Annotated in this window: 37 protein-coding genes; 29 read left to right on the top strand and 8 right to left on the bottom strand. The window is 29.2% G+C overall.

Going from position 1 to position 26,724, the window contains the following annotated elements:
- The first annotated feature begins 28 nt into the window (after positions 1–28).
- Positions 29–772, top strand: coding sequence for a DNA adenine methylase (locus bpuSUM_RS06195; RefSeq protein ID WP_430644661.1), 744 nt, complete (start codon positions 29–31; stop codon positions 770–772).
- A gap of 257 nt (positions 773–1,029) precedes the next feature.
- On the opposite strand, the gene bpuSUM_RS06190 is transcribed toward bpuSUM_RS06195, so the two are convergent.
- Positions 1,030–1,788 carry a tyrosine-type recombinase/integrase gene (locus bpuSUM_RS06190; RefSeq protein WP_247067162.1) on the bottom strand — a complete coding sequence of 253 codons (759 nt, stop codon included), beginning with the start codon at positions 1,786–1,788 and terminating at the stop codon, positions 1,030–1,032.
- A gap of 432 nt (positions 1,789–2,220) precedes the next feature.
- Positions 2,221–2,883: an Mlp family lipoprotein gene (locus bpuSUM_RS06185; protein ID WP_247067160.1), complete on the bottom strand. Its 663-nt coding sequence runs from the start codon at positions 2,881–2,883 to the stop codon at positions 2,221–2,223.
- A gap of 161 nt (positions 2,884–3,044) precedes the next feature.
- Here bpuSUM_RS06185 and bpuSUM_RS06180 point away from each other — a divergent pair, with 161 nt between their 5' ends.
- The 28 genes from bpuSUM_RS06180 to bpuSUM_RS06045 all read left to right on the top strand — a co-directional run bounded on the left by bpuSUM_RS06180 (position 3,045) and on the right by bpuSUM_RS06045 (position 21,794).
- Entirely contained in the window at positions 3,045–3,584 is a 540-nt protein-coding gene (locus bpuSUM_RS06180) for a DUF603 domain-containing protein (protein ID WP_247067158.1), read from the top strand.
- Positions 3,585–3,594: 10 nt separating this feature from the next.
- The gene (locus tag bpuSUM_RS06175) at positions 3,595–4,947 is read left to right on the top strand and encodes a PBSX family phage terminase large subunit (RefSeq protein ID WP_247067151.1); all 1,353 of its coding nucleotides are present in this window, start codon (positions 3,595–3,597) and stop codon (positions 4,945–4,947) included.
- A gap of 40 nt (positions 4,948–4,987) precedes the next feature.
- On the top strand, positions 4,988–5,629 hold the full coding sequence (gene bdr, locus bpuSUM_RS06170; RefSeq protein ID WP_247067149.1) for a Bdr family repetitive protein: 642 nt from the start codon (positions 4,988–4,990) through the stop codon (positions 5,627–5,629).
- Positions 5,630–5,842: 213 nt separating this feature from the next.
- Complete coding sequence (locus tag bpuSUM_RS06165; protein WP_247067171.1) at positions 5,843–7,006, top strand: anti-CBASS protein Acb1 family protein; 1,164 nt, start codon at positions 5,843–5,845, stop codon at positions 7,004–7,006.
- A 12-nt stretch (positions 7,007–7,018) separates the two neighbouring features.
- A complete protein-coding gene (locus tag bpuSUM_RS06160; RefSeq protein ID WP_247067101.1) occupies positions 7,019–7,705 on the top strand; it encodes a DUF1357 family protein in 687 nt (228 codons plus the stop codon).
- A gap of 15 nt (positions 7,706–7,720) precedes the next feature.
- Positions 7,721–8,278: a DUF228 domain-containing protein gene (locus tag bpuSUM_RS06155; protein ID WP_247067147.1), complete on the top strand. Its 558-nt coding sequence runs from the start codon at positions 7,721–7,723 to the stop codon at positions 8,276–8,278.
- Positions 8,278–9,063 (top strand): DUF228 domain-containing protein, encoded by a 786-nt coding sequence (locus bpuSUM_RS06150; protein ID WP_247066945.1) that lies wholly within the window; start codon positions 8,278–8,280, stop codon positions 9,061–9,063. Before bpuSUM_RS06155 ends, bpuSUM_RS06150 begins: the two co-directional genes overlap by 1 nt.
- 15 nt (positions 9,064–9,078) lie before the next feature.
- Positions 9,079–9,630, top strand: a complete 552-nt coding sequence (locus bpuSUM_RS06145; RefSeq protein ID WP_247066943.1) for a DUF228 domain-containing protein — start codon at positions 9,079–9,081, stop codon at positions 9,628–9,630.
- A gap of 20 nt (positions 9,631–9,650) precedes the next feature.
- Positions 9,651–10,625 (top strand): hypothetical protein, encoded by a 975-nt coding sequence (locus bpuSUM_RS06140; RefSeq protein WP_247066940.1) that lies wholly within the window; start codon positions 9,651–9,653, stop codon positions 10,623–10,625.
- Between the two features lie 29 nt (positions 10,626–10,654).
- Complete coding sequence (locus bpuSUM_RS06135) at positions 10,655–11,050, top strand: DUF3890 domain-containing protein (RefSeq protein WP_247067146.1); 396 nt, start codon at positions 10,655–10,657, stop codon at positions 11,048–11,050.
- Complete coding sequence (locus tag bpuSUM_RS06130; protein WP_247067145.1) at positions 11,047–11,427, top strand: DUF1506 family protein; 381 nt, start codon at positions 11,047–11,049, stop codon at positions 11,425–11,427. The genes bpuSUM_RS06135 and bpuSUM_RS06130 overlap by 4 nt, the downstream gene beginning before the upstream one ends.
- Positions 11,418–11,786, top strand: a complete 369-nt coding sequence (locus tag bpuSUM_RS06125; RefSeq protein WP_247067093.1) for a hypothetical protein — start codon at positions 11,418–11,420, stop codon at positions 11,784–11,786. Before bpuSUM_RS06130 ends, bpuSUM_RS06125 begins: the two co-directional genes overlap by 10 nt.
- The gene (locus tag bpuSUM_RS06120; protein ID WP_247066934.1) at positions 11,783–12,328 is read left to right on the top strand and encodes a DUF764 family protein; all 546 of its coding nucleotides are present in this window, start codon (positions 11,783–11,785) and stop codon (positions 12,326–12,328) included. The genes bpuSUM_RS06125 and bpuSUM_RS06120 overlap by 4 nt, the downstream gene beginning before the upstream one ends.
- Positions 12,329–13,456, top strand: a complete 1,128-nt coding sequence (locus bpuSUM_RS06115; protein ID WP_247067144.1) for a DUF787 family protein — start codon at positions 12,329–12,331, stop codon at positions 13,454–13,456.
- Between the two features lie 3 nt (positions 13,457–13,459).
- Entirely contained in the window at positions 13,460–13,879 is a 420-nt protein-coding gene (locus bpuSUM_RS06110; RefSeq protein ID WP_247066930.1) for a DUF1463 family protein, read from the top strand.
- A gap of 22 nt (positions 13,880–13,901) precedes the next feature.
- The gene (locus bpuSUM_RS06105; protein WP_247066929.1) at positions 13,902–14,324 is read left to right on the top strand and encodes a DUF1473 family protein; all 423 of its coding nucleotides are present in this window, start codon (positions 13,902–13,904) and stop codon (positions 14,322–14,324) included.
- 16 nt (positions 14,325–14,340) lie between these two features.
- Entirely contained in the window at positions 14,341–14,577 is a 237-nt protein-coding gene (locus bpuSUM_RS06100) for a DUF1322 family protein (RefSeq protein WP_025407617.1), read from the top strand.
- On the top strand, positions 14,574–15,848 hold the full coding sequence (locus tag bpuSUM_RS06095; protein ID WP_247067143.1) for a DUF759 family protein: 1,275 nt from the start codon (positions 14,574–14,576) through the stop codon (positions 15,846–15,848). The genes bpuSUM_RS06100 and bpuSUM_RS06095 overlap by 4 nt, the downstream gene beginning before the upstream one ends.
- Positions 15,849–15,852: 4 nt before the next feature.
- Positions 15,853–16,488 carry a DUF792 family protein gene (locus bpuSUM_RS06090; RefSeq protein ID WP_247066855.1) on the top strand — a complete coding sequence of 212 codons (636 nt, stop codon included), beginning with the start codon at positions 15,853–15,855 and terminating at the stop codon, positions 16,486–16,488.
- 4 nt (positions 16,489–16,492) lie between these two features.
- Positions 16,493–17,467 carry a DUF693 family protein gene (locus bpuSUM_RS06085; protein WP_247067087.1) on the top strand — a complete coding sequence of 325 codons (975 nt, stop codon included), beginning with the start codon at positions 16,493–16,495 and terminating at the stop codon, positions 17,465–17,467.
- 2 nt (positions 17,468–17,469) lie between these two features.
- Entirely contained in the window at positions 17,470–18,012 is a 543-nt protein-coding gene (locus bpuSUM_RS06080) for a DUF777 family protein (protein ID WP_247067086.1), read from the top strand.
- Positions 18,013–18,059: 47 nt separating this feature from the next.
- Positions 18,060–18,392 (top strand): contractile injection system sheath initiator, encoded by a 333-nt coding sequence (locus bpuSUM_RS06075; protein WP_247066849.1) that lies wholly within the window; start codon positions 18,060–18,062, stop codon positions 18,390–18,392.
- Positions 18,389–19,270: a DUF276 domain-containing protein gene (locus bpuSUM_RS06070; protein WP_247066919.1), complete on the top strand. Its 882-nt coding sequence runs from the start codon at positions 18,389–18,391 to the stop codon at positions 19,268–19,270. Before bpuSUM_RS06075 ends, bpuSUM_RS06070 begins: the two co-directional genes overlap by 4 nt.
- A gap of 15 nt (positions 19,271–19,285) precedes the next feature.
- On the top strand, positions 19,286–19,891 hold the full coding sequence (locus bpuSUM_RS06065; RefSeq protein ID WP_247067084.1) for a DUF735 family protein: 606 nt from the start codon (positions 19,286–19,288) through the stop codon (positions 19,889–19,891).
- Between the two features lie 17 nt (positions 19,892–19,908).
- The gene (locus tag bpuSUM_RS06060) at positions 19,909–20,826 is read left to right on the top strand and encodes a DUF685 domain-containing protein (protein WP_247067142.1); all 918 of its coding nucleotides are present in this window, start codon (positions 19,909–19,911) and stop codon (positions 20,824–20,826) included.
- Positions 20,827–20,909: 83 nt separating this feature from the next.
- Complete coding sequence (locus bpuSUM_RS06055; protein ID WP_247067080.1) at positions 20,910–21,107, top strand: BlyA family holin; 198 nt, start codon at positions 20,910–20,912, stop codon at positions 21,105–21,107.
- Complete coding sequence (locus bpuSUM_RS06050) at positions 21,104–21,439, top strand: BlyB family putative holin accessory protein (RefSeq protein WP_247067078.1); 336 nt, start codon at positions 21,104–21,106, stop codon at positions 21,437–21,439. The genes bpuSUM_RS06055 and bpuSUM_RS06050 overlap by 4 nt, the downstream gene beginning before the upstream one ends.
- Before the next feature lies 1 nt (position 21,440).
- Positions 21,441–21,794 (top strand): BBA14 family lipoprotein, encoded by a 354-nt coding sequence (locus bpuSUM_RS06045; protein WP_247067069.1) that lies wholly within the window; start codon positions 21,441–21,443, stop codon positions 21,792–21,794.
- A 57-nt stretch (positions 21,795–21,851) separates the two neighbouring features.
- Here the strand turns inward: bpuSUM_RS06045 and bpuSUM_RS06040 are convergent, their stop codons facing one another.
- The 6 genes from bpuSUM_RS06040 to bpuSUM_RS06015 all read right to left on the bottom strand — a co-directional run bounded on the left by bpuSUM_RS06040 (position 21,852) and on the right by bpuSUM_RS06015 (position 26,724).
- Positions 21,852–22,865, bottom strand: a complete 1,014-nt coding sequence (locus bpuSUM_RS06040; RefSeq protein ID WP_247067141.1) for an ERF family protein — start codon at positions 22,863–22,865, stop codon at positions 21,852–21,854.
- A gap of 331 nt (positions 22,866–23,196) precedes the next feature.
- On the bottom strand, positions 23,197–23,694 hold the full coding sequence (gene bdr, locus bpuSUM_RS06035) for a Bdr family repetitive protein (protein WP_247067140.1): 498 nt from the start codon (positions 23,692–23,694) through the stop codon (positions 23,197–23,199).
- 12 nt (positions 23,695–23,706) lie between these two features.
- Entirely contained in the window at positions 23,707–24,237 is a 531-nt protein-coding gene (locus tag bpuSUM_RS06030; RefSeq protein WP_247067139.1) for a chromosome replication/partitioning protein, read from the bottom strand.
- 66 nt (positions 24,238–24,303) lie between these two features.
- Positions 24,304–25,062, bottom strand: coding sequence for a ParA family protein (locus bpuSUM_RS06025; protein ID WP_247067138.1), 759 nt, complete (start codon positions 25,060–25,062; stop codon positions 24,304–24,306).
- On the bottom strand, positions 25,038–25,598 hold the full coding sequence (locus tag bpuSUM_RS06020; RefSeq protein ID WP_247067177.1) for a DUF226 domain-containing protein: 561 nt from the start codon (positions 25,596–25,598) through the stop codon (positions 25,038–25,040). Before bpuSUM_RS06020 ends, bpuSUM_RS06025 begins: the two co-directional genes overlap by 25 nt.
- A gap of 10 nt (positions 25,599–25,608) precedes the next feature.
- Positions 25,609–26,724: a plasmid maintenance protein gene (locus tag bpuSUM_RS06015; protein WP_247067131.1), complete on the bottom strand. Its 1,116-nt coding sequence runs from the start codon at positions 26,722–26,724 to the stop codon at positions 25,609–25,611.

The following is a 26,724-nucleotide window of genomic DNA, read 5'->3' as shown; positions in this document are numbered from 1 at the left end:
GGAAGTTAAGTACCTTTGTAGTGCTGATATTATAAGTCTTTTTCCTAAGCATACTCAGTATATTGAAGGATTTTTTGGTACAGGAGCAGTATTTTTTGCAAAACCATTAGCCCATTATAATATACTTAATGATAATTCTAAATTTATATATAAGTTTTTCTATATCTTAAGACAAGATCCTGAGTTGCTTTACAATCGTGTAAGAGATGCGATTATTTATGACAGCATAATTGATGAGAACAGAGACAAAATTGAGTACATGGTGCTTAGATGTTTATATTCACTTTATGGTTCATCTAGTTCAACTATGAAGTTGGATCGAAGTAATGCCAAGAGATTGTTTTTAGAAAACCTTCAAATTTATAAGTCTAGATTTAAAGAGATGCTTGATAATGCAATATTTACATCACGAGATATATTTAAATTTTTAGCTGCACTACCTAATCGAGACAAGGTAAGCTCAACATTTGTATATCTTGACCCTCCATATTCAATTTCTCATGGGAATCTTGCTGATAATCGTGGATGGAATTTAGATTCTCTAGAGAGACTTATTATAGAGCTTAAGAGATATAACTGGCATTTTGCAGTAAGTGAATTTGATGATTTAAGAGTAGTTAAGCTTTTCTTAAAGCATAATCTTTTCATAAACTATGTAGCACGCTCAACTGGTATAGCAAGTATTTTCAAGCAAACTAAACATGAGCTACTAGCTACTTCATACAAAACTAATAGGTCAAGTATGGATTTAAAGAGTATTCGTTATGCTTGAACGGAAATGTTTAAAATGCAAGCGTAAAGAGAAAGGACTCTAGAAAAGTTTAAAGTCCCTGTTCTCTTTTCATAATGAAATTTTGGTTTAAAGAATATATATATTATAAACTATAATTTTATCAAAAACAAAGGATTAACAAATATTTTTTTTGTAAAAATAAATACCTAAATGTCAAATTAGGTATTTACTGGTGCTTGGTAAAAATCTTGAAGTGGGGGGAGTAGTACCTTAAAAATATTAGCAAAACTTAAAAGTTATTTCAAGCTAGTTTTGATATCTTTGTAAGCCTGTATTTTACTTGCACTTGAGAGACCATAAACATTATCAATCTCAGAAGTAGATGAATATTTCATAAGTTCTTTAATTTCAAATGAATTATATCCTCTAGACTTTAGTGATGCTATAAATATATTACGAAGTATATGCAAAGATTTGCGATGTTTAAATCCTCCCTTAATGAGTAATTCCTTAAACTGTTTTGAAATTTCAGTTATGTTAATTTTATTGTCACGAAATTTAAGTTTACTTTTTTGAAATAGATATGTACGTCTTGTGTCTTTTCCTTTAGATAAAAAGTAGTTTTGATGGGCTTGCATTATAGATTTAAATTCAGATTTACTAATGACTACTTCTCTAATACAGATATTGCTACGTTTTTTAGCTACATTAACGCGAATAGAATAAAATACTTCACCATTACTACACGTCTCTTTATATATGTCAGTAAGTTTTACATTTTGCATCTCAACACCCCTACAACCAGTAATTGAGAGTAAGTGTACAAACCATCCTGAAATGGGGTCTAGACTTTTAAGTCTCTCTATAGAGCGTTTTACAAGTCTAATTGTCTTGTCATTTAGATAAAATCTTAAAGGGGGGGATAATTTTTTAGTATGTCTAGTTTTGCTTTGACTTTTAATTAAAGTTAATTCTTCACTTAAGCGTTGATTTTGCATTTCTAATTCTTTAATTTTTAAGTTAAGATTGCAGTTAATTAAATGTTTCCCTTTCATGTAATTTCAAAGTTAACTAAACACATTAAAAATATATAAAATTAGTTATAAAAATATTAGCAAATACTTACACGTAGAGTCAATTTTTAAAGGTCTTCATTGTAAGAGAAATATTCTGTGTAGAATACTTGTAATTTAGAGAAAGGTTGTTTTAAGGATAAGCAGCACAAAATATCTAGTATACTTTGTGTTATCTTTAACAAATACTTATAATTTTACTCTACATTTACTTTATTTATTGATTTAATAGCTTTCAACTTTGCAATGATGGGTTTTTTAGTATAAAATTTAAATTCTCTATTTCTCTTAACTTAAAGTTAACAAAATGTTTACTTTTTACTTTTACTTAATCCTTTTATTTATTTTTTAACAAATCTTTTTATTTTATTTTTTTTGATTGAATAGACATCTTCCATTAGCATTATACTATTCTTACCATCTTAAAGTTGCATTTAGTGAATAACTTTTATTTATAAGTCCTTCTTTAAACAATTTCAGTATTTTGTTGTTATCAGTTTCAGGAGACAAATAAAGATTAGGTTCAATATGATTAAAAAGATTGCTTATATCGCTATGATTTGGATCAGTTAGGGAGGGATCAAGATTCTTGTTTATGTCATCAGTTATATATTGTTCAAGAGTGATATCATTTGCAGTAAGATTTGTGTATTTTTCCTTTTTAGATTTTAAAATATTATAAACAGTAGTAAAAGCATTAGCCAATTCTTTTTGTTTTTGTATGTCTTTTGAAATCCAATTTAGAAAGTTTTTGTATTTTTTTATTTTATCTTTAAATTCTTGATAAGCTGGATGTTCTGGGCTTGTATCGCTTACGTTTTTATTTATATAAAGATTTAAACTAAAATTGAATATGTTGAACTTGTGTTGTTCATCATCAGTTAAAGTAATCACTTCTTTTGGTTTTTCTTCACTATTTCGCTCTTCTTTGTTACCTTCTTGTAGATTAGTAAAATGATTATTTTTAGGATTACTAGTAAATACTGTATTTTTTGGTACCATACTTAGTTCGTGTCCACTACAACAATATAATAGTAGTGAGCTACAAAGTATTGTTAATTTTATATATTTTTTCATATAAATATTCCCCTCATTAGTTCAAGTATTATAATCTATTTGTTTGATATTGAGTATAGATTTGTAATCTTATTACTTGTGTTATATAGTTTATGTTAAAATAAGTTAACAAAAATTAACTTGTTTTGACTTAATTTAATTTTAACTATGGTTAAAGAAGTATGTGTAAAGAAAAGAAGTCGTTTGATGATTATGTTATGTATTTTAATGAAGGAAAGCTTAATGATACAGGTATTGCAAGAGAGCTTGGAGTTAGTCGTGCTAATGTGTGTAAAATGAGGCGAAAATGGGAAAGAAGAGAAATTGACAATATGGAAAGTTCTAATAAATTAACAATAAGTGAAGATACACTAACTAATATTTTAATTCGGGCATCTGAGAGTAATGCGCAAGCAAGCAATCTTAAGAGTCAATTTAATATTGCTAAGAGTACATTGGGACTTAAATTTATTAATTCATTCAATAGATATTTAAAGTTAGAGCTTAAATCTTATAATCAAAAGATAGAAATATTAGAGAGCCAGATTCTTCATCTTAAGGAGAATATTGACACAAAAGATAATGAAGAGCTTAATTATAAGATATTAGAACTTGATAATGTGAGAAGAAAGAAAGAGATACAAGAAATGGATTTGATTTATCAGGTAATGGTTAAATTAAAAGCCACTGATCTTGATTTACAAAGTAAATTTAAGATTTAAAGGATATAGAGTGGATATATACAAGCTACCGTTATTTAAAGAGATGCAAAGAGAATATAAACGTTCATTTGATATTGATATTACGTCTTTTATTAAACCGAAGAATATAATAATTGATTTTAAAGGGTTTGAGAGTAAATATTTAACTAAAAAACAACTTAAAGTAGTACGTAATATCGAGAAGAATAATCAAAGTAAAATTATCCTATCAGGTGGTATTGCAAGTGGAAAAACATTTTTAGCTTGTTATTTATATCTAAAGATGCTCATTAAGAATAGGCATCTATACAGGCAAGATACTAATAATTTTATAATAGGAAATTCACAAAAATCATTAAAGGTTAATGTTTTAGGGCAGTTTGAAAAGATTGCTAGTATGCTTAAAATACCCTTTAGGCCAAAATTTTCTAATACATCATATTTTGAAATAGACTCACTAAAAGTTAATCTGTATGGTGGTGATAAGGTAAGTGATTTTGAGCGGTTTAGAGGCTCTAATTCGGCGCTTATTTACGTTAATGAAGCTACTACACTGCATAAAGAAACATTAATAGAATGTTTAAAAAGGCTTAGAGTAGGAATGCAGTCAATTATATTTGATACCAATCCTGATAGCCCGGAGCATTTCTTTAAGCTTGATTATATTGATAATACAAAAATTTACTCTACATATAACTTTACAACATATGATAATGAATTAATTGCTAGAGAATTTATTAAAAACCAAGAAGAGATTTACAGGGACATTCCAACATATAAAGCAAGGGTTTTACTTGGAGAATGGGTCCCGTCCTGTGATGCGATATTTACTAATGTTAATCTTACAAGTAAGCATGAATTTATATCCCCAATAGCATATTTAGATCCTGCATATAGTATAGGAGGAGATAATACAGCGCTTTGTGTTTTGGAGCGAGTAGATCAAAGTTATTATGCATTTATTTTTCAAGAAAAGTTACCAGTAGGTGATCCTAAGATGTTAAATACAATTAAAACTATACTTACAAATCTTAATGTACACAAACTATATGTTGAAGATAGGGATAACGTTTCTGGGCATGGGAATGTGACTAAAACGTTTCTTAAACTTAGGGCGGGTATGAGTCATAAGTTTAAAATTGCTCCAATTAAACCTATAAGTAATAAATTTACTAGAATTGCTACATTAATAGAGCCATTTGCAACTTCTAAACTTAGTATTATGGATTATTCAAGTAAATCAGCTATATCTGATATTTATAAGTACAAAGGAGATGGTAAGAGTGATGATGATTCATTAGATAGCCTATCAGCATCATATATGTTATTGACCCTAAGTATGCGTACCCTCAGAGCACATTTTACTAAAATAAGGTTCCTATAATACTTAAAATATTATATAATAATTACATAAGGAGTTTTTTATGGGACTTGCGCAGCCTGTTATTACTCAGCAAATGGTTATAGCTGAACTTACTAAAGCCGGTATTAAAAGAGATATTGCTATTGATCTCTCTTATAGGTATTATCGTAATGAACTGACTTATAAAGATATTGAATTCTTAAAAGAAAACTTTGATATTAAACTTGAAAAGGTAGAATCACTCTTACAAGCTGATATTAGAGACCTGGATAATAAAATTGATAACGTTAGAAGTGAATTAAAATCTGATATTAAAGATCTCGATAATAAATTCGATACCAAATTTAATGAACTTAATACCAAAATAGATACTAAATTTAATGAACTCGATAAAAAAATAGACACCGTTGAGAATAATCTTAACACCAAAATAGACACTGTAGAGAATAACTTTAACCTTAAGCTTGAAAAAGTTGAAGCTCTCTTACAATCTGAGATTAAATCTGTCAAAACCGAACTTGATAATAAGATTGATACCAAATTCAATGAACTTGATAACAAAATTGACAATGTTAGAACTGAACTGAAATCAGATATTAAGGACCTCGATAATAAACTTAAACTTCATGGTTGGATGTTTGGAACTCTTATTACCCTTAATATAGGAATATTCTTAGCATTAATGTCATTATTAGTAAAGTAAATTTATTTACCTATTCCTTTATTTAATTGACCTTCTTTAAATTATCTTTTTTTAGTCATTTTTTACAAAAATTATTTAAATTTTGTTAGAAATAATTAGTTTTTGTCAATTGTTGCGTTATATTTTCTCCATATGCTTAATTGATGGTGAAAGGTTAAAGAAGCCATGATTTTAAATAGCAATATAAACGCAAAAGACTTATATAAATATTAAATATTTTTTAGAAACTACATTTCAAATGTAGCAGAAGATACTCTTAAGAATGGAATCACCTTAAATAGTATTAATACTGTTATTAATATTAATGATGCTTTAGAAGCCTTAAAAATAGAGTTAAAGACAGCATTATTGCAGTGCCTAATTAGTTACCGTTTTAATGGTGTTGGATACATTTTAGTTAAAACTGCTGACGCTTTAGAAGATTTACACTTAAGCGTGAACCGAGAACTTCCTACTGGATTTATGTATCTTGACTATAACAGCGTTCGCGATGAGGGGCCTGACTTTACTTATATAACATACAATTTCAAAGTAAATACAGATGAGAAGGTATCTTATAGAGAAGTAAAGATTCATAAGAGTAGGGTAATCATACACTCTAATTATGATTATATACTTAAAGCCTACAGTCCATGTTATACGCAAAGTTTTTTGCTTAATATATATCTTTTTGAAGAAATATATAAAGAAATAGAGCGGCGAATAGGGCAACATAACTTTTTATTCTACAAAGATGAATCATTAGCAACATTACAAGATGCCTTAAGTGATGCTACAAACTCATTAGAGCTTTTAACTAAGGGTGTTAATTATAAGCCAAGCATATTTTCTAACCTGTTTAAAAGAAATGTAGATGAAGAGCAAAGTCATATAAACACACTTAAGAGTGTAAATAGAGATTTAGAGCGAGAGCTCTCTAAACTTATATCTAACATAAATAATAATGGTATTTTTTACAGTGGCACACCAGATGCGTCACTTGAAGTTATTAAGTATGACTTAACCTATTTAAAGGAAGCATTAGCCTTAGTAAAGGCAAAGATTGGTGCTGACACAAAAGAGCCATTAACTAGAAGCTTTAATGAACAAACCAAGGGGCTTGGGAATGATGGTAAAGGTGATAGGTCTAATTATTATGACTTTTTAAAAAGTGTTCAAGAAGAGTTAGAGATTAGTTGTAATAGTAAACTTGTTAAACATTATCATTTAGACATGAGATTTAATTCACTTTATGTACTAACTGAAGAAGAAAAGTATGAGAGTGATATGCGACTTATAGAATTAGCCCTTAAATATAAGGAATTGGAGTTAAGTAAAACATTAAGCACAAGAGAACTTAATGTTTTAAAGCATAAATTATTTTTTTATGAAGGTTAATAAGGAGATTTTATGAATCAAAACATACAAGAAAATATAGATAGCACACAAAATGATGGCTTAGCTAAGAGTGTAGAGGATAACTTGGAGGGTAGCAATGGTATTACTTTAAGTTTAAAAGAATATAAGGAATATGAAGAATATAAAGCGTACAAAGCAGCAAAAGAATCTGAAGATAAGAATTTAAGTATTAATGAGATGATATCAAAAGAGCTTGCTGATTCACAAGTGCGCTTGGAAGAAGAAAATAGATTACTCAGTGAAGCTACTCGTATTAATGAGATTGATACTTTAGCACGTAAACATTTAAGTTCACATTTCAATAAAGAGACACTTCTTGCTAGGGGATACTCACTGAAAGATATAATACAAGCACAACGTAGGGAACTTGTTAGGAAATATGTACCGGTTGATGATATTCAAGCTATTGCTAATGTAAGGGAAGTACAACATTTAGATGGAAAAGTACTTGAACAACTTGTAAACCTTGCTAAATCAAATATAAGAAAAAGAACTCGCTCTACTACTAGTTCCAGTCCAAAAGGGGAGATTAAACTTGACTTGGTAAATGAGGATATATCCATATTAAATTCTAACTTTAGTCCCCAAAACTTTGATGAATTTAGTATTTCTATTGCAAATGGTTATAAAGACATGAGACATGAGTTTTATAAGCTTAAAAGTCAAAAAGCTGCTTAAAGGAGATAAGTATATATGTCACAGACTATAACACAGATTAGAGAAGAATACTTAAAGAAAGTAGAAGAAATACAAGACCTAATGAAGAACCCAAATAGAGATGCTGGTCTATTTCATGTAGATATAGGTTTTAAAGATAAAGGAATACACTTTGCAAATCAAGGTGGGACTATATCCAGCAGTGTTGATAGGTTAGAAAATTATCCAATTAAGGGATATCCATACAAGAGAGGAGTAAAGTTATCTTTTGAGGATGGTTATGAACCTTGTGTTGAGGCTGGGGGTGGTTCTGACCTTTATGGAATATGCATTGATATTGATGAGTTTACTGGGACCGCAACAGTAATTCCTATTACAAATAATTTTACTGGATATTTAGTAGTAAAGAAGAGTAGTCAATCTTCAATTACACCAGGTGTCAAAGTTAAATTTGATACTAATGGAGAGATTGAAAATGACAGCGGTTCAGGTTCTCGTGTTATTAATGGTACTGCCTTATCAAAGGCATTTAAAATTAATGAAAACCTGTACATAGCACTTGTAAGTATATTTGGGAATCGAGGGATTGATTAATGGTGAGTAGAGAAGATCATCAAGATCCAAACTTAATACCAAATGTTAAGCATGAATCGGTTGATTCTGATATTTATTCTCAAATGGATGATACTGAAGTTATCCAGGTTTTAAAACAACAACTAGAACAAGAACAAGAAGCATCCATGCAAGATGATTCTACAAAAGTTAGGCGAAGAGGTAAGAGACATGCAGCAGTACTAGAGACAGACCAAGGTAAGACGCTTAAAGAATATTTGTTAAAATTGCGAAAATACTCTAAAAGTTTTGATGATGAGTCACCTGTTTTTAAAGCCAAGACTGGATTTAGAGATAAAAATTTAACATTTGATGCTATATGTCAATCTGTATCAAGTAGCACAGATAAATTAGAAGAATACCCATCTTTAGGATTTCCATACAAACGTGCTGTTAAATTAAAAATTGAAACAAGTAAATCTGATGAAGTGCAAGTAGAAGTTTCTGATGGCAAGAATATGTATGGAATATGCATTGATATAGATGAGAATACTAATGTGGCAACGGTAATACCAATAACTGATAATTTTGAGGGTTACGTTGTATCTGGAAGCTCAAGTGGGATTGCAATAGGTGATAGATTAGATTTCAATTCAAATGGAGAAGTGATTAAAGCATCTAGTACCTCATCAGTTTCAATTAACGCAATTGCACTAAGTAACATATTTACATTACACCTTACTGATGAGAATGATAAGCGAGGGCAAGAAGATTATAAATTGTATTTAGTAAAGATATCTCTTTATGGTAATAAGGCAATTTCTTAAAATAGGAGGATTACAGTGTCAAGTGTAACTGAGTTAGTAAATAAATATGAAGAACAAGCTAAAAAACTAAAAAAGCTAATGAAGAATCCTAGCAATGATGGTTGTGTCTTTAGTAACACTACTGATTTTAGAGATAAGAATTTACATTTTAGTAATTCTGGCGGGACTCTAACTAGTAAGCATGACAAGTTAGAGAATTACTTCTTTAAAGGCTATCCATACAAAAGAGGAGTAAAACGTGTTGTAGATCCACACTATGAACCACATGTTGAAGCTGGAGGTGAGGATGACCTTTATGGAATATGCATAGATGTTGATGAATTTACTAGTACCGCAACAGTAATTCCTATTACAAATAGATTTCAAGGGTATCTTGTAGCTAAAGATAATTCTATTAAGGAAAAAGATAAGCTTAAATTTAACTCAAATGGACAAGTTGAAAAGAATACTTCAAGTAATAACAAAATTAATGCAGTAGCATTGTCAAATTCAATCGAAATTGATAGTACGGATAACCTTTACATAGTACATGTGGCTGTTTATGGTAATAAAGGTAAGCCAAGTTAATAAATTAAAGGAGTTTAAAAATGTCAGAATTATATGACCAAAACTATTATGCTAAAGAAATAGCAAATGTATTCCCGGAGATAAAGACACCAGTATTTTACAAATGGTTTTCAAATGAACAAATCGAAGATGTCAATTTAACGATAGGATACTTAAAAACAATAAAATGGGATGCGTTTCTTGATGCAAATCCTACAACATTAGTAAATGAAGTTAATACTATTGCAACAATAGGATTTAAATCAGAGTCAATCAAGCTTAATTACCTTAGCTTACAGTACAGGTTTAGACATTTAAAGCAAACCGCTGAGAAGTTTTATAAAAATAATGATTATGCAGGTGATGTAAATAACAATTTACTCCCCTTTAGAGAAGCATATAAGCTTGCAAGCAATGAAATTATTAAACTTATTGACCATTTTATCTTAACAGGTGCTGTTTCAATCCAGAGAGATGGAAAGAATGAAAAACGCATGCTTCCTAATATGTACGGACTTCTTAATATGCCAAAACAAGTTAAAGAAGAAGTTGAGGCTTCAAATAAAGATAAAATGGATAAGATATTTGAAAAGATTGAGTCAGGACTTGCAAAATTAGAGCTAGGAGATGAATTCTCAACACCATTTATGGTATTAGTTGATCCACAAACCAGTTTGAAACTTATCAAACCATATGCAATAACAAATACGTCCTCATCATCTAACACCTATTCTTCTAATGATTCATGGGAAGACTTCCTTATTAAGACCATAAAGGCTGTTAATAATAGAAGAGAAGTATATATACAGACAAGTAACTTACTTCAAAATCAGATACTAATTTATCCATTAAATGCAGAGCTTATTAAATTTAAACCAAGTAAATACATGTTGCCAATTCCAAATGAACAAATTGATAAGGATTCAACTACTATTGCACATTCATACCTTGATTTTGTGCTTGGTGGTCTCTTAGCAACAGCAAATACTATTTTAAGAGTTGATATTAAGGCATAAAGTTAATAATTATTAGGAGAGGAGAAGATATGTCAGGCGAGCTTCAAACACTTCACAGTAAAGTCTTAAGTTTACTTAACTTAAATGAAGACATATTATCATTTACACAGTTTGAAACTTACACAGAATTACTTGAGATGATAATAATTACTAAAAGCATTGATGCTCGTATGCTTAGCTCCTCAAGTCTGATATTACTGCTTTGTTACTATATAGGCTGCAAGCTAAGTCAAGCAGGAGTAATACGTGAATTTGGCCTTGAGAGGATTAAAAATGAAAAGCTAAATGAGCTTGAAATTTCATATCATCCTGCTAGTAATGAGGCTAATACTAATTTAAGTTTTTGTAGACAGTTTGAATCGCTACTTGGTGCTCTAAAAAGCCAAACAAACATGCCCTCTTGTTGTATAGGATTTATAAAGTGATTAGTAACGTTAGAAATGGGTTTTCAAGACTAGCATCAAGAGTAATCTCTTACTTTCAAAATGAAGAGAATTTCAAACTTCACAAAGGTAATTACTCTAAGTGTGAGGAGTTAGCTTCTCATGAGATAACTTATGATAAGGGTAAGTTTAGCAAGTTTACAGGAGTACTCTTTAGTATCAAAGCTGACACGCTTGCAAGCTTGCCTGAAATTAATCTTTATGATGTTAAGTCACTTCATAAACTTTATACTACCTCTAGTCTAGAGTTTGAACTTAAAGATAGAATTTCAGCTCAAAGTACATTTTATGAAATTTTAAGTATCGACTCTAGTATTGGCTATCTTACTATGATTTTGAAGGAAGTAGAATGGAAGTAGAGATTGGTTGGTTTGATAAACGCAATGCTAAAATTGCAAGTCTTCATCAGATGGGTAGTAGCAAATTGCCTATAAGGTCACATCTTTATTCTGTAGCTGAGTCTTATGAATTTAGAGAGTATATAAATACACCTTATATAAGAACCTGTTTTCTTAAAAGTCCAAAAAAAGGCATGCAAGCTATAGGAGAAGCATTTATTACTTATTACACAAATTATGTCATGTCAAAAAAGGTAAAACCCGCACTATCTAGCAAGACAATTGACTTTAAGAGAGATAAAGGTTCGCATCATCCAGAAGTTACTCTAGTTGATACTGAAGAGATGATAAATTCTATTAGCTATAGGATAAATGAGTGATATTAAGTACAAAAGACATACATAAAAGCTTAATCTCGTATTTTAAAAATTTTAAAGAACGTACTTCTAAATTAGCTCTAAATTTAGATTTAATCAATACATACAATCATCCATACATGTCTAAATACACTCTTGAGTGTGCAAACATTATTGCAATTAAATTTGAAAATATGGATGACTTAACATTAGGCTCAAGAGCTGGTGCATTTTATAAGAATGTGAATGAGTTTGTCCTGAATTTTCAAATATTCATCTTAAGTCAGGTTATAAGCTCTAAAGAGAGAGATGCTTATTACACAATGTTTCAAATCTATAGTCTACTTAGTGATTTTATTTATGAGAATACTCATAAGGTAACGCTGCAAAGTGAAGATGAGCGGTACTTAACTGAACTTAATTTTTATATTTATCCTACAACAAATATGCAAAATAGTGGACTTGTTAAAATTGATTCTAATTATAGCAATGCTGCATATTGTTGCAATCAAGCTTTTAAAGCTAGTGTGCAAGTAATCGAACAACTAATTAAGGAGGAGAAGTAAATGCCGCAAGATACAATTAGTGTGAATTTGGTACATTCTAAATTAGATATAAATTATGTAAATTACTACACACCTTTACTTGTGTACAAATGTTCCAAAATTAAAGTTAACACCACAACGCCTAAGATTAAGATATTAAACTTAAATATAAATAGCTTTGAGAGACAAATTGACGCACTTGAGAAGGAAGGTAGTAATAGTGATGATGAATTTGGTAAAGAGAAGGAATACTTAAAGGGAGCAATCCAAGCATTCTTCTCAGCAGGTGATTCTGGACTTAAATCAGTTAAACTACTCATATATAAAGAAGGAACTGAATCAAAAGCAATTAAGACAGAGCTTAAAGACAATAGATATACATTTATTGTACTTATAAACACTTACGTAAATAACAGTGATGGTGGTGATGGGCTTGCACTTTACAAAGATGATTATACACATTTTAAAGATGATAAGCACTTTTTTGTATTTGCAACAAAAGAATCTGAAGTAAAAGAGTTGTTTAAAGATGGTGCGAATTCTAAATCTAAAATTATTGTTATCCACTCACAAGGTGATGCACATCTTCACTTAAGATTTATATCTAAATACTTACATGAAGCTAGCATATTTCAAGCTGCTAATCCTTATGGACTCAAATTTAGCAGCTTGGAGCCTATTACTGATGATGATACAATTTCTAAACTTCGGAACGCGAATATTAATTTTTATGCACTGCTTAATGAGACTGGTCTTGATGGTGTTAAAGCTTTTAAAGAAGGGGTCACACTTGAAGGTGCTCCAATTGATGAAATTTTCACTTATCATTATATCAAATATGAACTTACATCACAGCTTATTAGAGTATGGAATTTTAATAACAGACAAAATAGTAAATTATCAGAATTGCAACTCTCAGGTAAGCGAGACAATGCTTACAGTTCGGCTGTTGAGTGTATGCTTAAACGTTTCATTGATAGGGGTGTAATTGTTGCGTACTCTAATCTTAAAATCCAAATATCACCAACACAAGCTCTAAAGCTTTTCTTATCAGTAGAGATTACTTATAACTACTCTATGAACGCAGTTCTTCTAAACATTACAGCACAAGATATACAAAATTACTTAAATAGCTTAAAGGAGACTTAAGAAATGACACAATGTTATGATTTAAGAAACATAGTTTTCTCTATTGGCGGCCATGAGATTCAAAGCGGTAAGTTAGAACTTACAAGTGAACCTACAACAAGAGCGGTAGCTAGCAGTGAAGATAGAGGAATGCCTATAGTTAGCTTTAGAGACCCTAGAACCATTGTTTTCATATTCAATATTGAGGTTTCAATTGGTACTTATGATTACAAACTCCTAACAAAGCTTTCAAAAGACCAATTTTATAACATATCCAAAAGTAAAAATGAAAGAATGTTAGATTTAGTATTCAATGACCTAGAAGACATCAAAATCATATCTAACTCTGCATTTTTTGCAGAAGAACCTTCAAGAAGTTACTCTGTTGAAGCTGAAAAAGTTACTTTTGAGATAAGAGCTGTTGGATGCACAGTTGACAATTAAATTTAATAATTAAGGAGGATTTGTGATTACACGTTACAAAATGAATATTTTAACTAAAAGTAAGACGCATACATTTGAAGTTAGAGTACTTCCTGTTTACAAGTGGGACTCTATATTAGGATTTTCACAAAGTGAAGGCATACATAAACTAAATGAAATTAAATACTTAAACGAAATTACTAATTTAATGATTAAACCTGGCTTTTTAGATGAATTTTATCTTATCTTAAATGAAAATAGAGAGTACATTACTTACTATAAAGAATATCTTCAAGCCATACTTTACTCAATTCAGTTTGATACATTCAAATCAGATCCTGACTTTAAGAGACCAAATTTAGTTTACTTAAGTCATTATCTAAATAATACTAGTGGCTTTATACAATTTGATTACATTGATGATAGTTGGAATTATGAAGAGATAATACAAAATATCAAAATATAGAAGGTATTTAAAATTTATGAAAAGCAGTAGTAATGAGTATATACAAGTATTACATGAAACTAAGCTTGAATATTTTAAGCTACTTGAAGAGATAAAACAAAACAAATATTTCTTTCCAATTATCATGGGTGTTTGCACTTTAAATGACGTCAAAACACTAAATTATAAAGATTTAATGGAAGTTAACAAAATATCTGAACTTAAACTTGAAAAGCAAATATTTGAAATGTTCCTTAGTAAAGGTGTATTATGAACACAACAAAATTTACAATTAAATTTAAAGGTGTACTTGATCACGCATCAACTCGCAAATCTTTAGAGAGCGACATTTCTAAACTAGAACGTTTAATTAAACCTAAGCGATCACATCTAAAGAGTACTAAGGATATATTAAAACACAATTTATATGAGAAGAAACGTGAACTATCTAAACAAAACAAATATGAACGTTTAAGGGAGGGTGTAGAAAAGTTTAGACTCAGTGAGACTAAAAAACTCATTAAGCTTGGATACACATTTGAAAACGCTAGGCGAAAAGCATTCAAGCATTCCTTAATGTCAACTAAAGAGCTAAGACGACTAGAATATGAAGATTTGAAACGTGGAGGGCACAAAGAAATAGCACTTAACAAAACCGTTCAAAGTAGTATTCTTAAAGGCGCTAGTATTTTAAAAATCGCTGCTGGGACTGCTCTTGGAAATGCTGTTAGTAGTGGTGCTTCGGGAATATTTAGTTATGCTAAGAAATCTTTAGAAGACAATGCAAAATTAAGTAAAACACATTCAATTACTTCAAAAGTATTTACAGAAGGTGAGAAGAAATCACTAAGTGGTATGCTTAAAGGAATTTCCGGATTTGAAAGGGATTTAGAGAGAGAAGATTTCCTAAACTTGGCTGGGATAATTAGAAAAGAACTTGTATTTTTAGGTCAAAACAATGAAAGTAATCTTAAAAAGGCAGTAGAATTTGCTGCAAAGCTTAAATCTACTGGGGTTGTTGATGATACTAACTCGGCTACCAAAGCAGTAGTAGAATTCTTGCAAGGTAAAAGCGGTCCTCTTTATGACATTATGAGCTCATTTAAAGAGTTTACTGGTAAATATAATGAACGAGCCGCAATGGAATATGACATACTAGCACCAGGCCAGGCCCTTGATTACAGAAGTCATAAACTAAAGGAAGTAATTAACGATTGGAACTCACTTAAATTTCCTACTTACTCAAGCTCGAGCGAAGAGGCTAAAAGTAGCTTAGAAAAGCTTAATGACACAGGTTCAAAACTTACTGCCAAGGTATTAGAACCGTTAGTTACTTCTTTAAACAAAATACTCGATTGGGCTTTAACGTTTAATTTTCAAACACATGTTACCGACCCTTTAATAAAGGGCATTAAAAGTATTTTTTCTCTAGACGCATTAATTGCAAGACTTAAAGCAATACTTCCTAAATTTTTAGGCGGAGATGGTGGTAAGAGTCTTGATAAACTTAAAACAGAAGAAGATTCAAGTATAAGGACACCTTAAATATATGATATCACAATTTACAACTGATTTTACTTATAAATACAAAGACACAGCACCCCTAAAGGCAACCCTAGACCCTTTAAATCTTACACCATCACAAATAACAAATATTCTTAAAGAAACATTTAATGAAATCTCTACTGTGTTTATGGCATATAATTTCTTAAGTTTATGTCCAAGGATGGACTTTAAAGGACTTGGATATGTCCCTCAAGGGTTCTTCATTTTACCTAAAAGTGAACTAATTAGCACAACTTACACCACAACATGTTCAAAACGTCCTGTAATTGACTATTATACACGTAAAGCTGAATATGTAAGCTACAATCCAACTTTTACTGGCGAAGTTATCACACTAAATAATGCTGTATTAACTAGTGCTTATAAGGAACTGCTTAATTTTTCAACCAGTACGGCTTTTGGAAAGTTAATTTTTCCTCATACTAGTAATTTAGCAAAACAACAACTGGTTAACAGAGTGCAAGAGAGTGTACCATTTAGCCTCTACAGCCCAACTCTAGGGTTTAGAAGCATAGTTGCAATTACATCTCTTACCCTTAAAGACACAGTATACCTTGATGAGGTTGAAATTAGTCTCACATTAGAAGTTCTTAAAACATTTAATGTATATAAAGGATAAGGAAATGGATCTCAGGCTTATCAAATACGACTTTAAAATCGAATTTTATAACCTAAGTCAAACTAGCACATCAGAAGAAAAACCTAAAATCATAATTAAAACTGAAGACGGTATACACATTGACATATCAATATCTGATATTTACTCAAGCAATAATTATGTGTGTGCAAAGAGAAGCAAGCTAACTCTTTGGAACTTATCTCTTGATTTTACTCGTAATGTAAATGAAGGAGATATTGTAAAGATATTTTATAAAAAATTTGCTGACTCTAGAGATTATGATTTTATTATGTCAGGGTATTTAGGTGTTCCTATGAGTACTGATTATGATACTGGTGATTTTAGTGTTGATCTTGAAGTTCATCTGTCAACAAAAAGTAATTATTTCAATCGCAAACTTGACATAAATCAATTTCAAGGCATGAGTGTAGAGAATGCCATCTCTATAGCATTTCCTAATAGACATATAATCAATATGAGTTATGCTGATAGAACAAAAATTATAGATGAGAGTTTTTGTGCAAATACTCCTCTTGAGTTTATTGAAAAGATAACTAAAAAGTATGTTCAAAGTGTTAGAACAGATATTATACCTAAAGATCAAAGACAAATTATTAAAGAATCAACTCTAGGACTTGAGCATGTTGAGTGTAATTATATCTTTACTAACGCAACACCTGAAGCTGGACATACAAATTATTTACTACTTGAAGATTTTGGTCTTCACTTTATCCCGCAACAAGAAATTGCTATCGGAAGTACCCGCAATATAAGACTTATATATTGGAATGCCAAGATTATGTATACACACAAACTAAAAGTTGGTGATAGGGTCAAATTTCTAGACTCTCTGGGGAGTGAAGTTAAGAGTAGCATTATAGAGACTAGTGCTGCTTTAAGCAATACTGGTGAGTGCTCACTTACCTTGAAGCTTTATGATGACTCTAATTATTTAAATATCAAAGGAGAAGCTAAATAAATATGAACTTGAATTATGAAATATACAGAATGAATAGCCAAATGAAAGGTTCAGCACTAACACAAGAAGAGATCAAACTATGGATTTACAGAAACATCTTTATCTCTAGGCTAGGAATAATTAAATCTTTCAACCCCTCTACACAAGAAGGTGTAGTTTTACTCTCTGGAGAGACAGATTTAGAGATTAAAACACGAAATATATCAAATATGCACTTTAATCTTAGCGAAGGTGAGAGTGTTATCCTTCTTCAAAGTAGTATTAACCTTTTTAATGAGGATGATGATAATTATTTTGATAAAAACTATTTCTATATTCTAAAGCCTATTAATATGCAAAATGCTACTATCAAAGTTAATGACTTTGCAATTGACATACAACACCCAATAGACATTAAAGCTAATAATACAAGTTTAAAGGCAGTACTAGAAGAGATTGTCTCTTGTCTATACAATTTAAGGGTTACTGGACAATCAGTCGTTGATCCTAGTTTTTACAGTAATCTTACAAAGATTACAACTAAGATAAATATGTTACTTAAATAGGTTTTTGTTAAATTAAGCAATATACTTGCTAACTTGAGGGTTAGACATTGGATTTACAAATTGACAATCAATTTAATTCTGTCTTTAATGAGGACTTAGCATTAATTAATGGAATAAACGAACAAAAGCAACGTTTATTTATTTTCCTTAAAACTCCAAAGGGTAGTATTAAAAATGCTCCTAATTGGGGATTTGATTATGATTTAGCTTTAAGATTTGCTAAGGTAAGCTCTTTAACACAAATTAAAACTTACCTTTCAAATATTATACAAGACCTAAAGATTGACGCTATCAACATTGAAACAACGATTATAAATAAAAAATTAAACATTACATTTGAATTTGCAAACGACACCCTAGATATGGAGATTTGCATATGAGTATTCTCTTTGATCCTGACTTTGGAACTTTAAAACAGGATATACAACAAATAATTAATACCAAACGTGAATATTTAAAAGACATGTATGGAATTACAATTAATAATGACCCCACATCAATTTACAATATCATTGCAAGCTCACTTGCAATAAAAGAATATGAACTTATAGGTGAGGTTAACAAATTATTTTCTCTTCTTAAACCAGATGCTCCTTATTGGAGAGAGATACAAAAACATATAAGCATTAAAAGTACTACCTATGATGCTATAAAGAGTGCATTACTAAATCTTAATGGAATTAGTAATGTCAATATTAAAAGCACAGCCGGAAAGGCTAGTATTTACCTAATATTAGATGACTTGATGATGAGTGAAGATAAGAGTCAAATTACAAACTCTAATCTTAAAGCATTAATTTGGGAGACACTTTATCTTACATGTCCTGTTGGTACAGTTTTTGAAGGCGATATTCTCATAGATGGAATTAATAGCCAAAACCAAAAAATTGATTACAAAGTATCAATTGGCAAACGCAAGTACGCATATCTTAAGAGTAAATACAAAGTCAATCTTGAAAATCACATATATTTGAACATTGACTCTAAAATTAGAGAAATTTATACTCGAATTAAAAATAATAACTACACAGATATGGGAATCAGTTTTGAATATCAAGATTTCTTTGCTCCTGTTAATGAAATTAAAGGTGTTCATTGCATTGACATCTCCATTGCTATAAAAGATAACCTGGAGGTAAAAATTACTGATATTAATACAAGTGAGTTCAAGCAAAATGAGAATATTCAAATTCAAGCAAATGAAATTTTAGATCTCAACTTTAATGCTGATCGCTTGCTAATTGATATCTCTTCATAAAAAAAAGGATAGATTATGGTAAATATACCTACATTTCTTAAAGACACCCAAGTTGAAAAAATAATAAATACTGAACTGGTGTTTATAAATAAAATCATAAAAGAAATTAAAGAGCTTATTGCTAATTTTGAAGATACTCATGCTAGCGAGCATTTAAATTCAAGATTCATAGCGTTTTGGTTATCTGATATACTACAAATTATTTACTCAACCAACCAAACACTTGACACACTTGCTAAAAATATTGATAGTGTGCTGTTTGCTCTACGTCATATTGGAACACATGAATCATTTATAAAACTATTTAAGGCTTTTCTTAATGTTGATATTGTGCCTACTACCTTAGAACCTGGTGTTATTAATATCAAACTTAAGAGTCATATTAAAACTAATGTTATCGTATTTATTGTAGGTAGTACTCCAAAAGCCACCCCATATAAAAAAATTATATTCAGGACTAAAGAGAATGGGCAAATCTTTAAAAAAGCTTGGACTATGACCTTGCTTCCTAAAGGATATGAGCATTCAATTTATGCATTTATCAAAAAACTGATTCCCATTGGAAGGGTACTTAAGATACAAAACCATGAGGGTAAATTCGTCAGAGAATTTAAAGGATAATAATTTAAGGAGATTTTATGTCAACTCAAGCACAAGAGAGTGTTGTAAAACACGATGATACAATTGAGATTAAAAATCTAAATAAAGTAACCAAACTTGAACCTACTAATCTTTTGGTTCTAGATGATGGGTTTTCTAGTTGTCATGCCATTACTCTTGATAACTTCCATAAAGACTTACATACAAAAATATTTATTGATGATGGCGATCGAAAGAATGATTTCAAACAAGTTATCAAAACACTAATTGCCAATGAATTACTAGGTGACTCCAACTTTATAAACCAAGTTTATAGTCAAGTACTTACCAAATTTTTAAATGATGACTCTAGTAGTATTTCAAAGACATATAGTAAAGTTGTAGAAAAACTTAACAATAATGAATCTAGTGTTATGGACAGTATTATAAGTAAAGTTACAAATAAATTTGAATCTAACTTACCTGAAGATAATTTAAGCAAAAGTCATTACCTTATAGGACTTTACTACTCTAGTTTAAAGAAAATCCCAGTACAAGAATATCTAACTGGTATTAGTAATAGTTTTAGTGTAAGTAGTACTACTACAATAAGAGCAACTAGTTATAATAGTAGTGACGATTATTATAGAAACACTGTGTACATGTCTAGTTTAAAATATGGACGTTATGTTTTTAAACTTGGATCCACATCCACATCTAACCATGAAGAAATTATTATACAAACAGACAGTTCATATGATGATACTCCTATATATTTAATTGTAAAAGTTGATGCAATCTCTAATTCAACTGCTCAATCTAACAAAGAAGTAAGCATAAAATATAGCTATTCTTCAAAACGAACCCTATTTAGGCTTTCAAGTGTACACGGCGGTACAGGTTTTAATGGAAATATTTTAGAGGGTTGGTATATGCAAAAGAATGTGAGTGGCTCTCCTTTACTTGTGAAGCTATAATTTTTTATTTGTATTTTTTACCTTAGTTTTTGATATATTGATATATAGTTGTATCTACCAAATTAAATTAAAGGAGAGACAAATTGAATGAACTTGATAATAATTTATTAAATTTTTTACTTCAACTAATTAACATCAATGAAGTTAAGTTAGTTATTATTGCTGCATTTATCTTAAGTCTTGGGCTGATTTTCAAGCCAGCAATTAAAGATATACTAACTATTTTAGCTAGTAAGATAAAAACACGTGTTAAAGACACAGATAAAGGAGAAGACTTATGAAATTAAGCACTGCTAAATTAAGTGTTGATATTTTAAATAACTTTACCGAAATTATTAAAAATAATCATCACGGGAAAAATACTGCTACTTACATCAACATTTTTACTAAAGTGGTTAATTATTTTTACGCTCTATATGAGGCTAGCATATACCAAATGGAAGGGAGGGAGGCTATTAAACTACTTTCTGAAATTGAGGAGATACTAAGGATTAACATTGAAATTATAGAAAATTCTATTGACTCTGATGAGCTTTCAAAATACACATCTCAACTTAGAGCTAAACGTAACAAGATAATGAGTACTTACATCAAAATGTTAAAGGAGGCATAATTTGAGCAAATTTATAAAATTGACCCTCTCAACACTTATTCTCTCATGTACATCCATAGCATCACTAACTGAAGAACCAACACCACCTAAAACACACACTATTAAAGAACTTAGTGTCTATGAAGCTAAGTTATCTGATTATGTTATGTACTTACAAGTATTCTTAACTAGAACAAAGAAAAAGGTTAATGACCCAAAGTATCCTAAGTTTACTTATTTTGACGCATCAACACTGAAATATGAGAGTACAATTGATAATTTAATGTTTAACATCAATTTGTTTCAAGAATATATCAGTATAACTAAACCCATTGTCCAAATGGTGTATAGGAAATATTCAAAATTACAAAATTAAATAAAAAAGAGAGGTTTTTATCTTAAGGCCTCTCTTTAAATGGAATAGAGATTATACTTAATTATTACATAGATATCCAAAATTATCATCACTTGCTATATATCCAAATAATTTGAGTGGACTCTGGCCATATTTTGACTCTCTGCAGGCTAAAAATTTAGAAAAACCTTCAATTACTTCTGGATCAGACTTTGTCCTCTTTAAATAACTATTTATAAGATCTCTCCAATAATCTATAGTCTTAAGCTCTGGTTTAGTTTCAAAAAACTCAAGTATACTCGAATCATCAGCATTATTTAATTGCAGTAAAAACTTATCTATTGTTTCTAAACTATCAAAAGGTGTATGATCTAATACCGAATGCATTCTTTTAGATGCTTGAAGTAAATTTTTGTAATAATGATACTTAACGGGTATACGTTTAGGCAGCTTATCAAGACTAGTTACAGATTTGTGACTTACAAGTGGCTGTTTTGTTTCACCTTTAGTTACTCTTTTAGTATTTTCGTCACTACTGGCCTGCTTCCCATTAGCTCCTTGAATATGCTCCAATGAACTAGCATCGGTGTCAACTTCACTCTCTATTGATAGGTATCCTACAAGAGCATATCTTTTATGATATGTTATGCATGAACCTACAAGTTGAGATAAAGTATTTTGATTCTTTGCCCCTAGAGAAGAAAATTCTTCTGTGTAAATTGGAGTATCAAATGACTCACAGTAGCCACTACTTGGACTGTAAAATGTTGTTGTAATAACATTAATTGTATTATTTCCCACAACTTTAAATGTTGGACATTGCAGGAAATCAATATCTAAATTGTTACTCTTTATAACATTCTTTATCTCTCTGATTATCTCATTGAAATTTTGATATTTATACCCATATCCATTAAGGTTCTTAGCAACACCACTTAAATTCATACGTAGAGTGTAGAGAGATTTTAGAAAGTTTACCCTTGCTTGATTCTCATCAGTTACTAAAGCTTGATTATTTACTCTTATATCTGTTACTTTTATCTTTTGTTTACCCAGTTTCTTAACTGATCTGCGCATTTTAGTTTTTGTCATATTTAAACTCCTTTTGTATAAATTTTTCATACAAACAACTATATAGCAAAAACTATTTTTTAACAATATTTTAACAAAAAAATCATAAATATAATGACTTACATACGAAAATATTTAATCGAAAAATTACAAAAAATCTATAGCTTACTTAAAAAATCTTAGTTTAGACTCCTTAAGTAAGCTATAGTGGCTTCAGCACAAAAATTATACAGGTAGAGTTTAAATGAACAATACCTAGTAACTGATTGTATTACTTTTTTAAATAAAAATCAAATTTATATTAACAAATATATAATTATTTTTTGATATGCTAAAAATATTTTAACCATTACTAATTTATAAAATATTTATTTATCAAAGAAGAAATAATTGGGAAAAAAATCCCTATTCCTATTATCATTAAATATATGATTCTATTTCCCGTGTTAAGTTTTTCTAATAGTACTGCATTATTATTCTGTATTTCCTTAAGTAAATTTTTCTCTATACTATCTATTTTAATATCTAGATTGGTTATTTCCTTTTGGAGATTCTTCTCTATATTAGATATATCCTTTTGCAAATTCTTCTCTACATTGTCTATTTTGATATCTAAATTAGATATGTCCCGTTTAAATTCTACCTTAGTAAATTCAATATCTTTTTTTAAGTTACTCTCTACATTAATGATTTGCTGCTCTAATGAATTCATTTTTTCTCTTAAGACTTCAAATTTAGAATTATCATTATGAAGTAAAATAAAATTCACAGCTTCTTCAGTAAATCCCTTATTTAAAAACTCATTCTTTAAATCTTCTGTTCTATATATCTTATATGCTAAATTACCCATAAAAACTCCTCGTTATTCTCCTTTTAATTCTTTATACTTTTTCAAAATTTTGTCAAGAAAATCCCTTTGATTTTCAAAAAGCTCATCCATTAAGAAACTTGTAAACTTGGCATTTTTCTTATAAAAATCATAACTCTCTTGTTTTTTTAGTTGAAATCTTAATGGTTTTATTGGATTTTGTCTTGATTTTTTAATGCTTACTCCTTCTTTATCTCGCAATGATAATAAAGAGATAGTAAGCCCATTCTCAATAATAAAACTCTCTTCTAATAATCCTTCTTCTATAGCATTTGCTAATCTAAGATAGTCATATACTTGAGTCCTTGCTATTTTATAATTCTTTGCAAAAGAATTAAAACTATTGTATCCATCCAACTTATAATATTCATTATCCTTAATTTCTTTCAAAATCTTAATAACTTCTATTTTATGAAAAATTTCCTTTTTAAAATTATTAATCAATTTATTTTTCAATTTTTGATAATAATCAAATTGATCATTATCAATTGTATCCAAATTTCTTTTATTTACTTTAATAATCATAAAAACTCCTCAAGCAATCAACATTATTTAAGTTGTCCCGATTCGGGACAACTTAAATGAACAAAATTAGCCATCATACAGCATTTTTAAATGTACTAAAAATTTATTAATAGCATTTTCATATTCCTTCATATAGTCTTTTTTTAAGGAAAATTTAGAATTACTTGCTATATTTCTATTTAAATCTTCTCTTTCTGATATAATACCTAAAAAATCACCTCTACTTTTTAACAAATTTAAAAATTCTTTATGAGTATTATTTTTTTTAAACCTAGTTATAAGCAAAAAAACCGGAAGTTTTAAACCTAACTTATTTAAGAAAAAATCAAATAAATCTAAACACTCAACTGCCCATTTTTCGGCTATTATTGGGACAATAATATAATTACTACTAAGTAATGCATTTTTCGATATCACATCAAAACTAGGAGCTGTATCTAATATTATGTAGTTATAATCATTACAAAAACAACTTAAATTTGATTTTAATAATAATTCCTTAAATTCCATGTCATTTTCATTAAGCATATGTAAACTTAAATAACTTGGCAATAAATCTAAGTTAGCATCAATATTTACAATTGCCTTTTTAATATCCAACTCATTAACCAAAACTTCATATATATTATGATGTTTTAAACTTATATTACTATCTTGTATTTTATCGTGATAATAACTAGTAACTGATGCTTGCGTATCCATATCAATTACCAAAACTTTATTTCTTTTTGATAGCAAAAATGCCAATGCTAAACAAGTTGTACTTTTTCCAACACCACCTTTAATTGATGCGATTGTAATTATTTTAGGTTTTTTTCTATCCATTTAGTTATAAGACCTCCTTCCGGTAATTTTTTTTCATAGAATTTATATACTTCTCTCTCTAATTTTGTTAACATATCAATTAAAGTTTTGTAATATCGTTTATGAACTTTATTCTTTTTAAGAAGATAAATAAAACTTCTTAAATAACAAAATACACTTCCTTTTTTAAATCTAAATTCTATGTAATAAACTTTTGAAAACGCAACCGATTTAGTAATTCCATTTTCTTCATATTTTCTGACAGCATTCTTTATAGGTTTTCTATAGCCGTAATAAATACCCAAGAATTTATCTCCTTCTTTTATAGGAAATAATCTAAAATATTCCGCCTTTTCCTCATTAAATAATCCTCTTAATGAAATAAAAAATTTGTCTTTTTGATTTTTATCAACATCAAATGTATATAGATCCTTCATAATTTTAGTGTGATATATTTTTCGACCTTCAATCTCTTCTATCTTAATAAAAAGAAGTTTTTCTTCTTTTGGAATTAACCTTATTTTTTTCTTCTCTACATTGTCTATTACATCATTCATAACAAGTCCTTTAATTAATAACCTGTTTAAATTCATTATCCTTCAGGTATTTTTGATCATTCTTTATTAAATCTAAAAAATCATAGTAATACTGATTATTAAATACTTTTCCATAATCTAACCTTTCCTGTTTACTCAAATATTCTTTCAGCAACGGTACAAACATTTCAATTCTTACTTTATGCCTTAATTGATCAATGAGTATGCTAAAGATGTTATTCCTAATATCTCTTTTATCTTTCTTAGTATTTGATTTAACACGCTCAACTGACTTCTTAAGTTTTCCTATTATATTCTTTAAATCACTGTATTTATTTTTTTCTATGATAAAGTGGGGTTTGTTCTTATATTGTTCATATACATTTTGTATTTGTGTTTCTAATTGTTTACTATCATATCCTTCATTCTCTAGATTAGCTTTTGTCTCATCTAGTATCTTGCTTAATTCTTTTTGTTTACTCTCAAGTTTACTGTTATTTGATTTAATCCTGTTTATTTTTTCATACACATTATTTTCAGCTATTTTAATGGCTTTCAATAATTGAATTTTAAAATTTTTGTCTACTTCTAAATTCAAAATAGAAAGGAAAGCATTTGATTTAAAATTGCATTTCTTAGCGTATTTCTGTACTTGTAATTTTTCTATAGATTTTATGTTGTTCTTATCTTCTTCTTTATTATTATAAGTATTATTAAAACACTCCGCTTTTTCTACACTCTCCTTTTTATTACATCTTTTTTTTAAGTAGTCATTTACACGGTTTTTGTGTCTTTCTTCTTTTTTATCTCTAAAGTGTTTATTGATTATAAGGTGACATTCTTTTTTAGAGTATTTAAGTTTGTAATGAACTTCAGTTCCCATGTTAACACCCAAGTGTTTGTGATAATTAATTGTTACTTTAAATACTTTTTCTAATTTATAAAGATATTTTTGAAGTGTTTTAAGAGTAGTTTCTTTATGACCATTGCGTTTTAAGTTTCCATTAAAGTAGTAAAGTAGATTGCTTTGTGTGTATTTTTTATGTTTATTATTGATATAGTCAATTGTTGATATTGCTACTATTAATTTGTGTTGGTATTTATTGTGGAATTGTGCATCAAGCTTTGTAGCTTGTTTATTCTCCAT

The organism is Borrelia puertoricensis, assembly GCF_023035875.1.
In the GTDB taxonomy this organism is placed as follows: Bacteria; Spirochaetota; Spirochaetia; order Borreliales; family Borreliaceae; genus Borrelia; species Borrelia puertoricensis.
The sequence above is the reverse complement of the archived record's forward strand: the minus strand, read 5'-3'. Positions and strand labels throughout refer to the sequence as shown.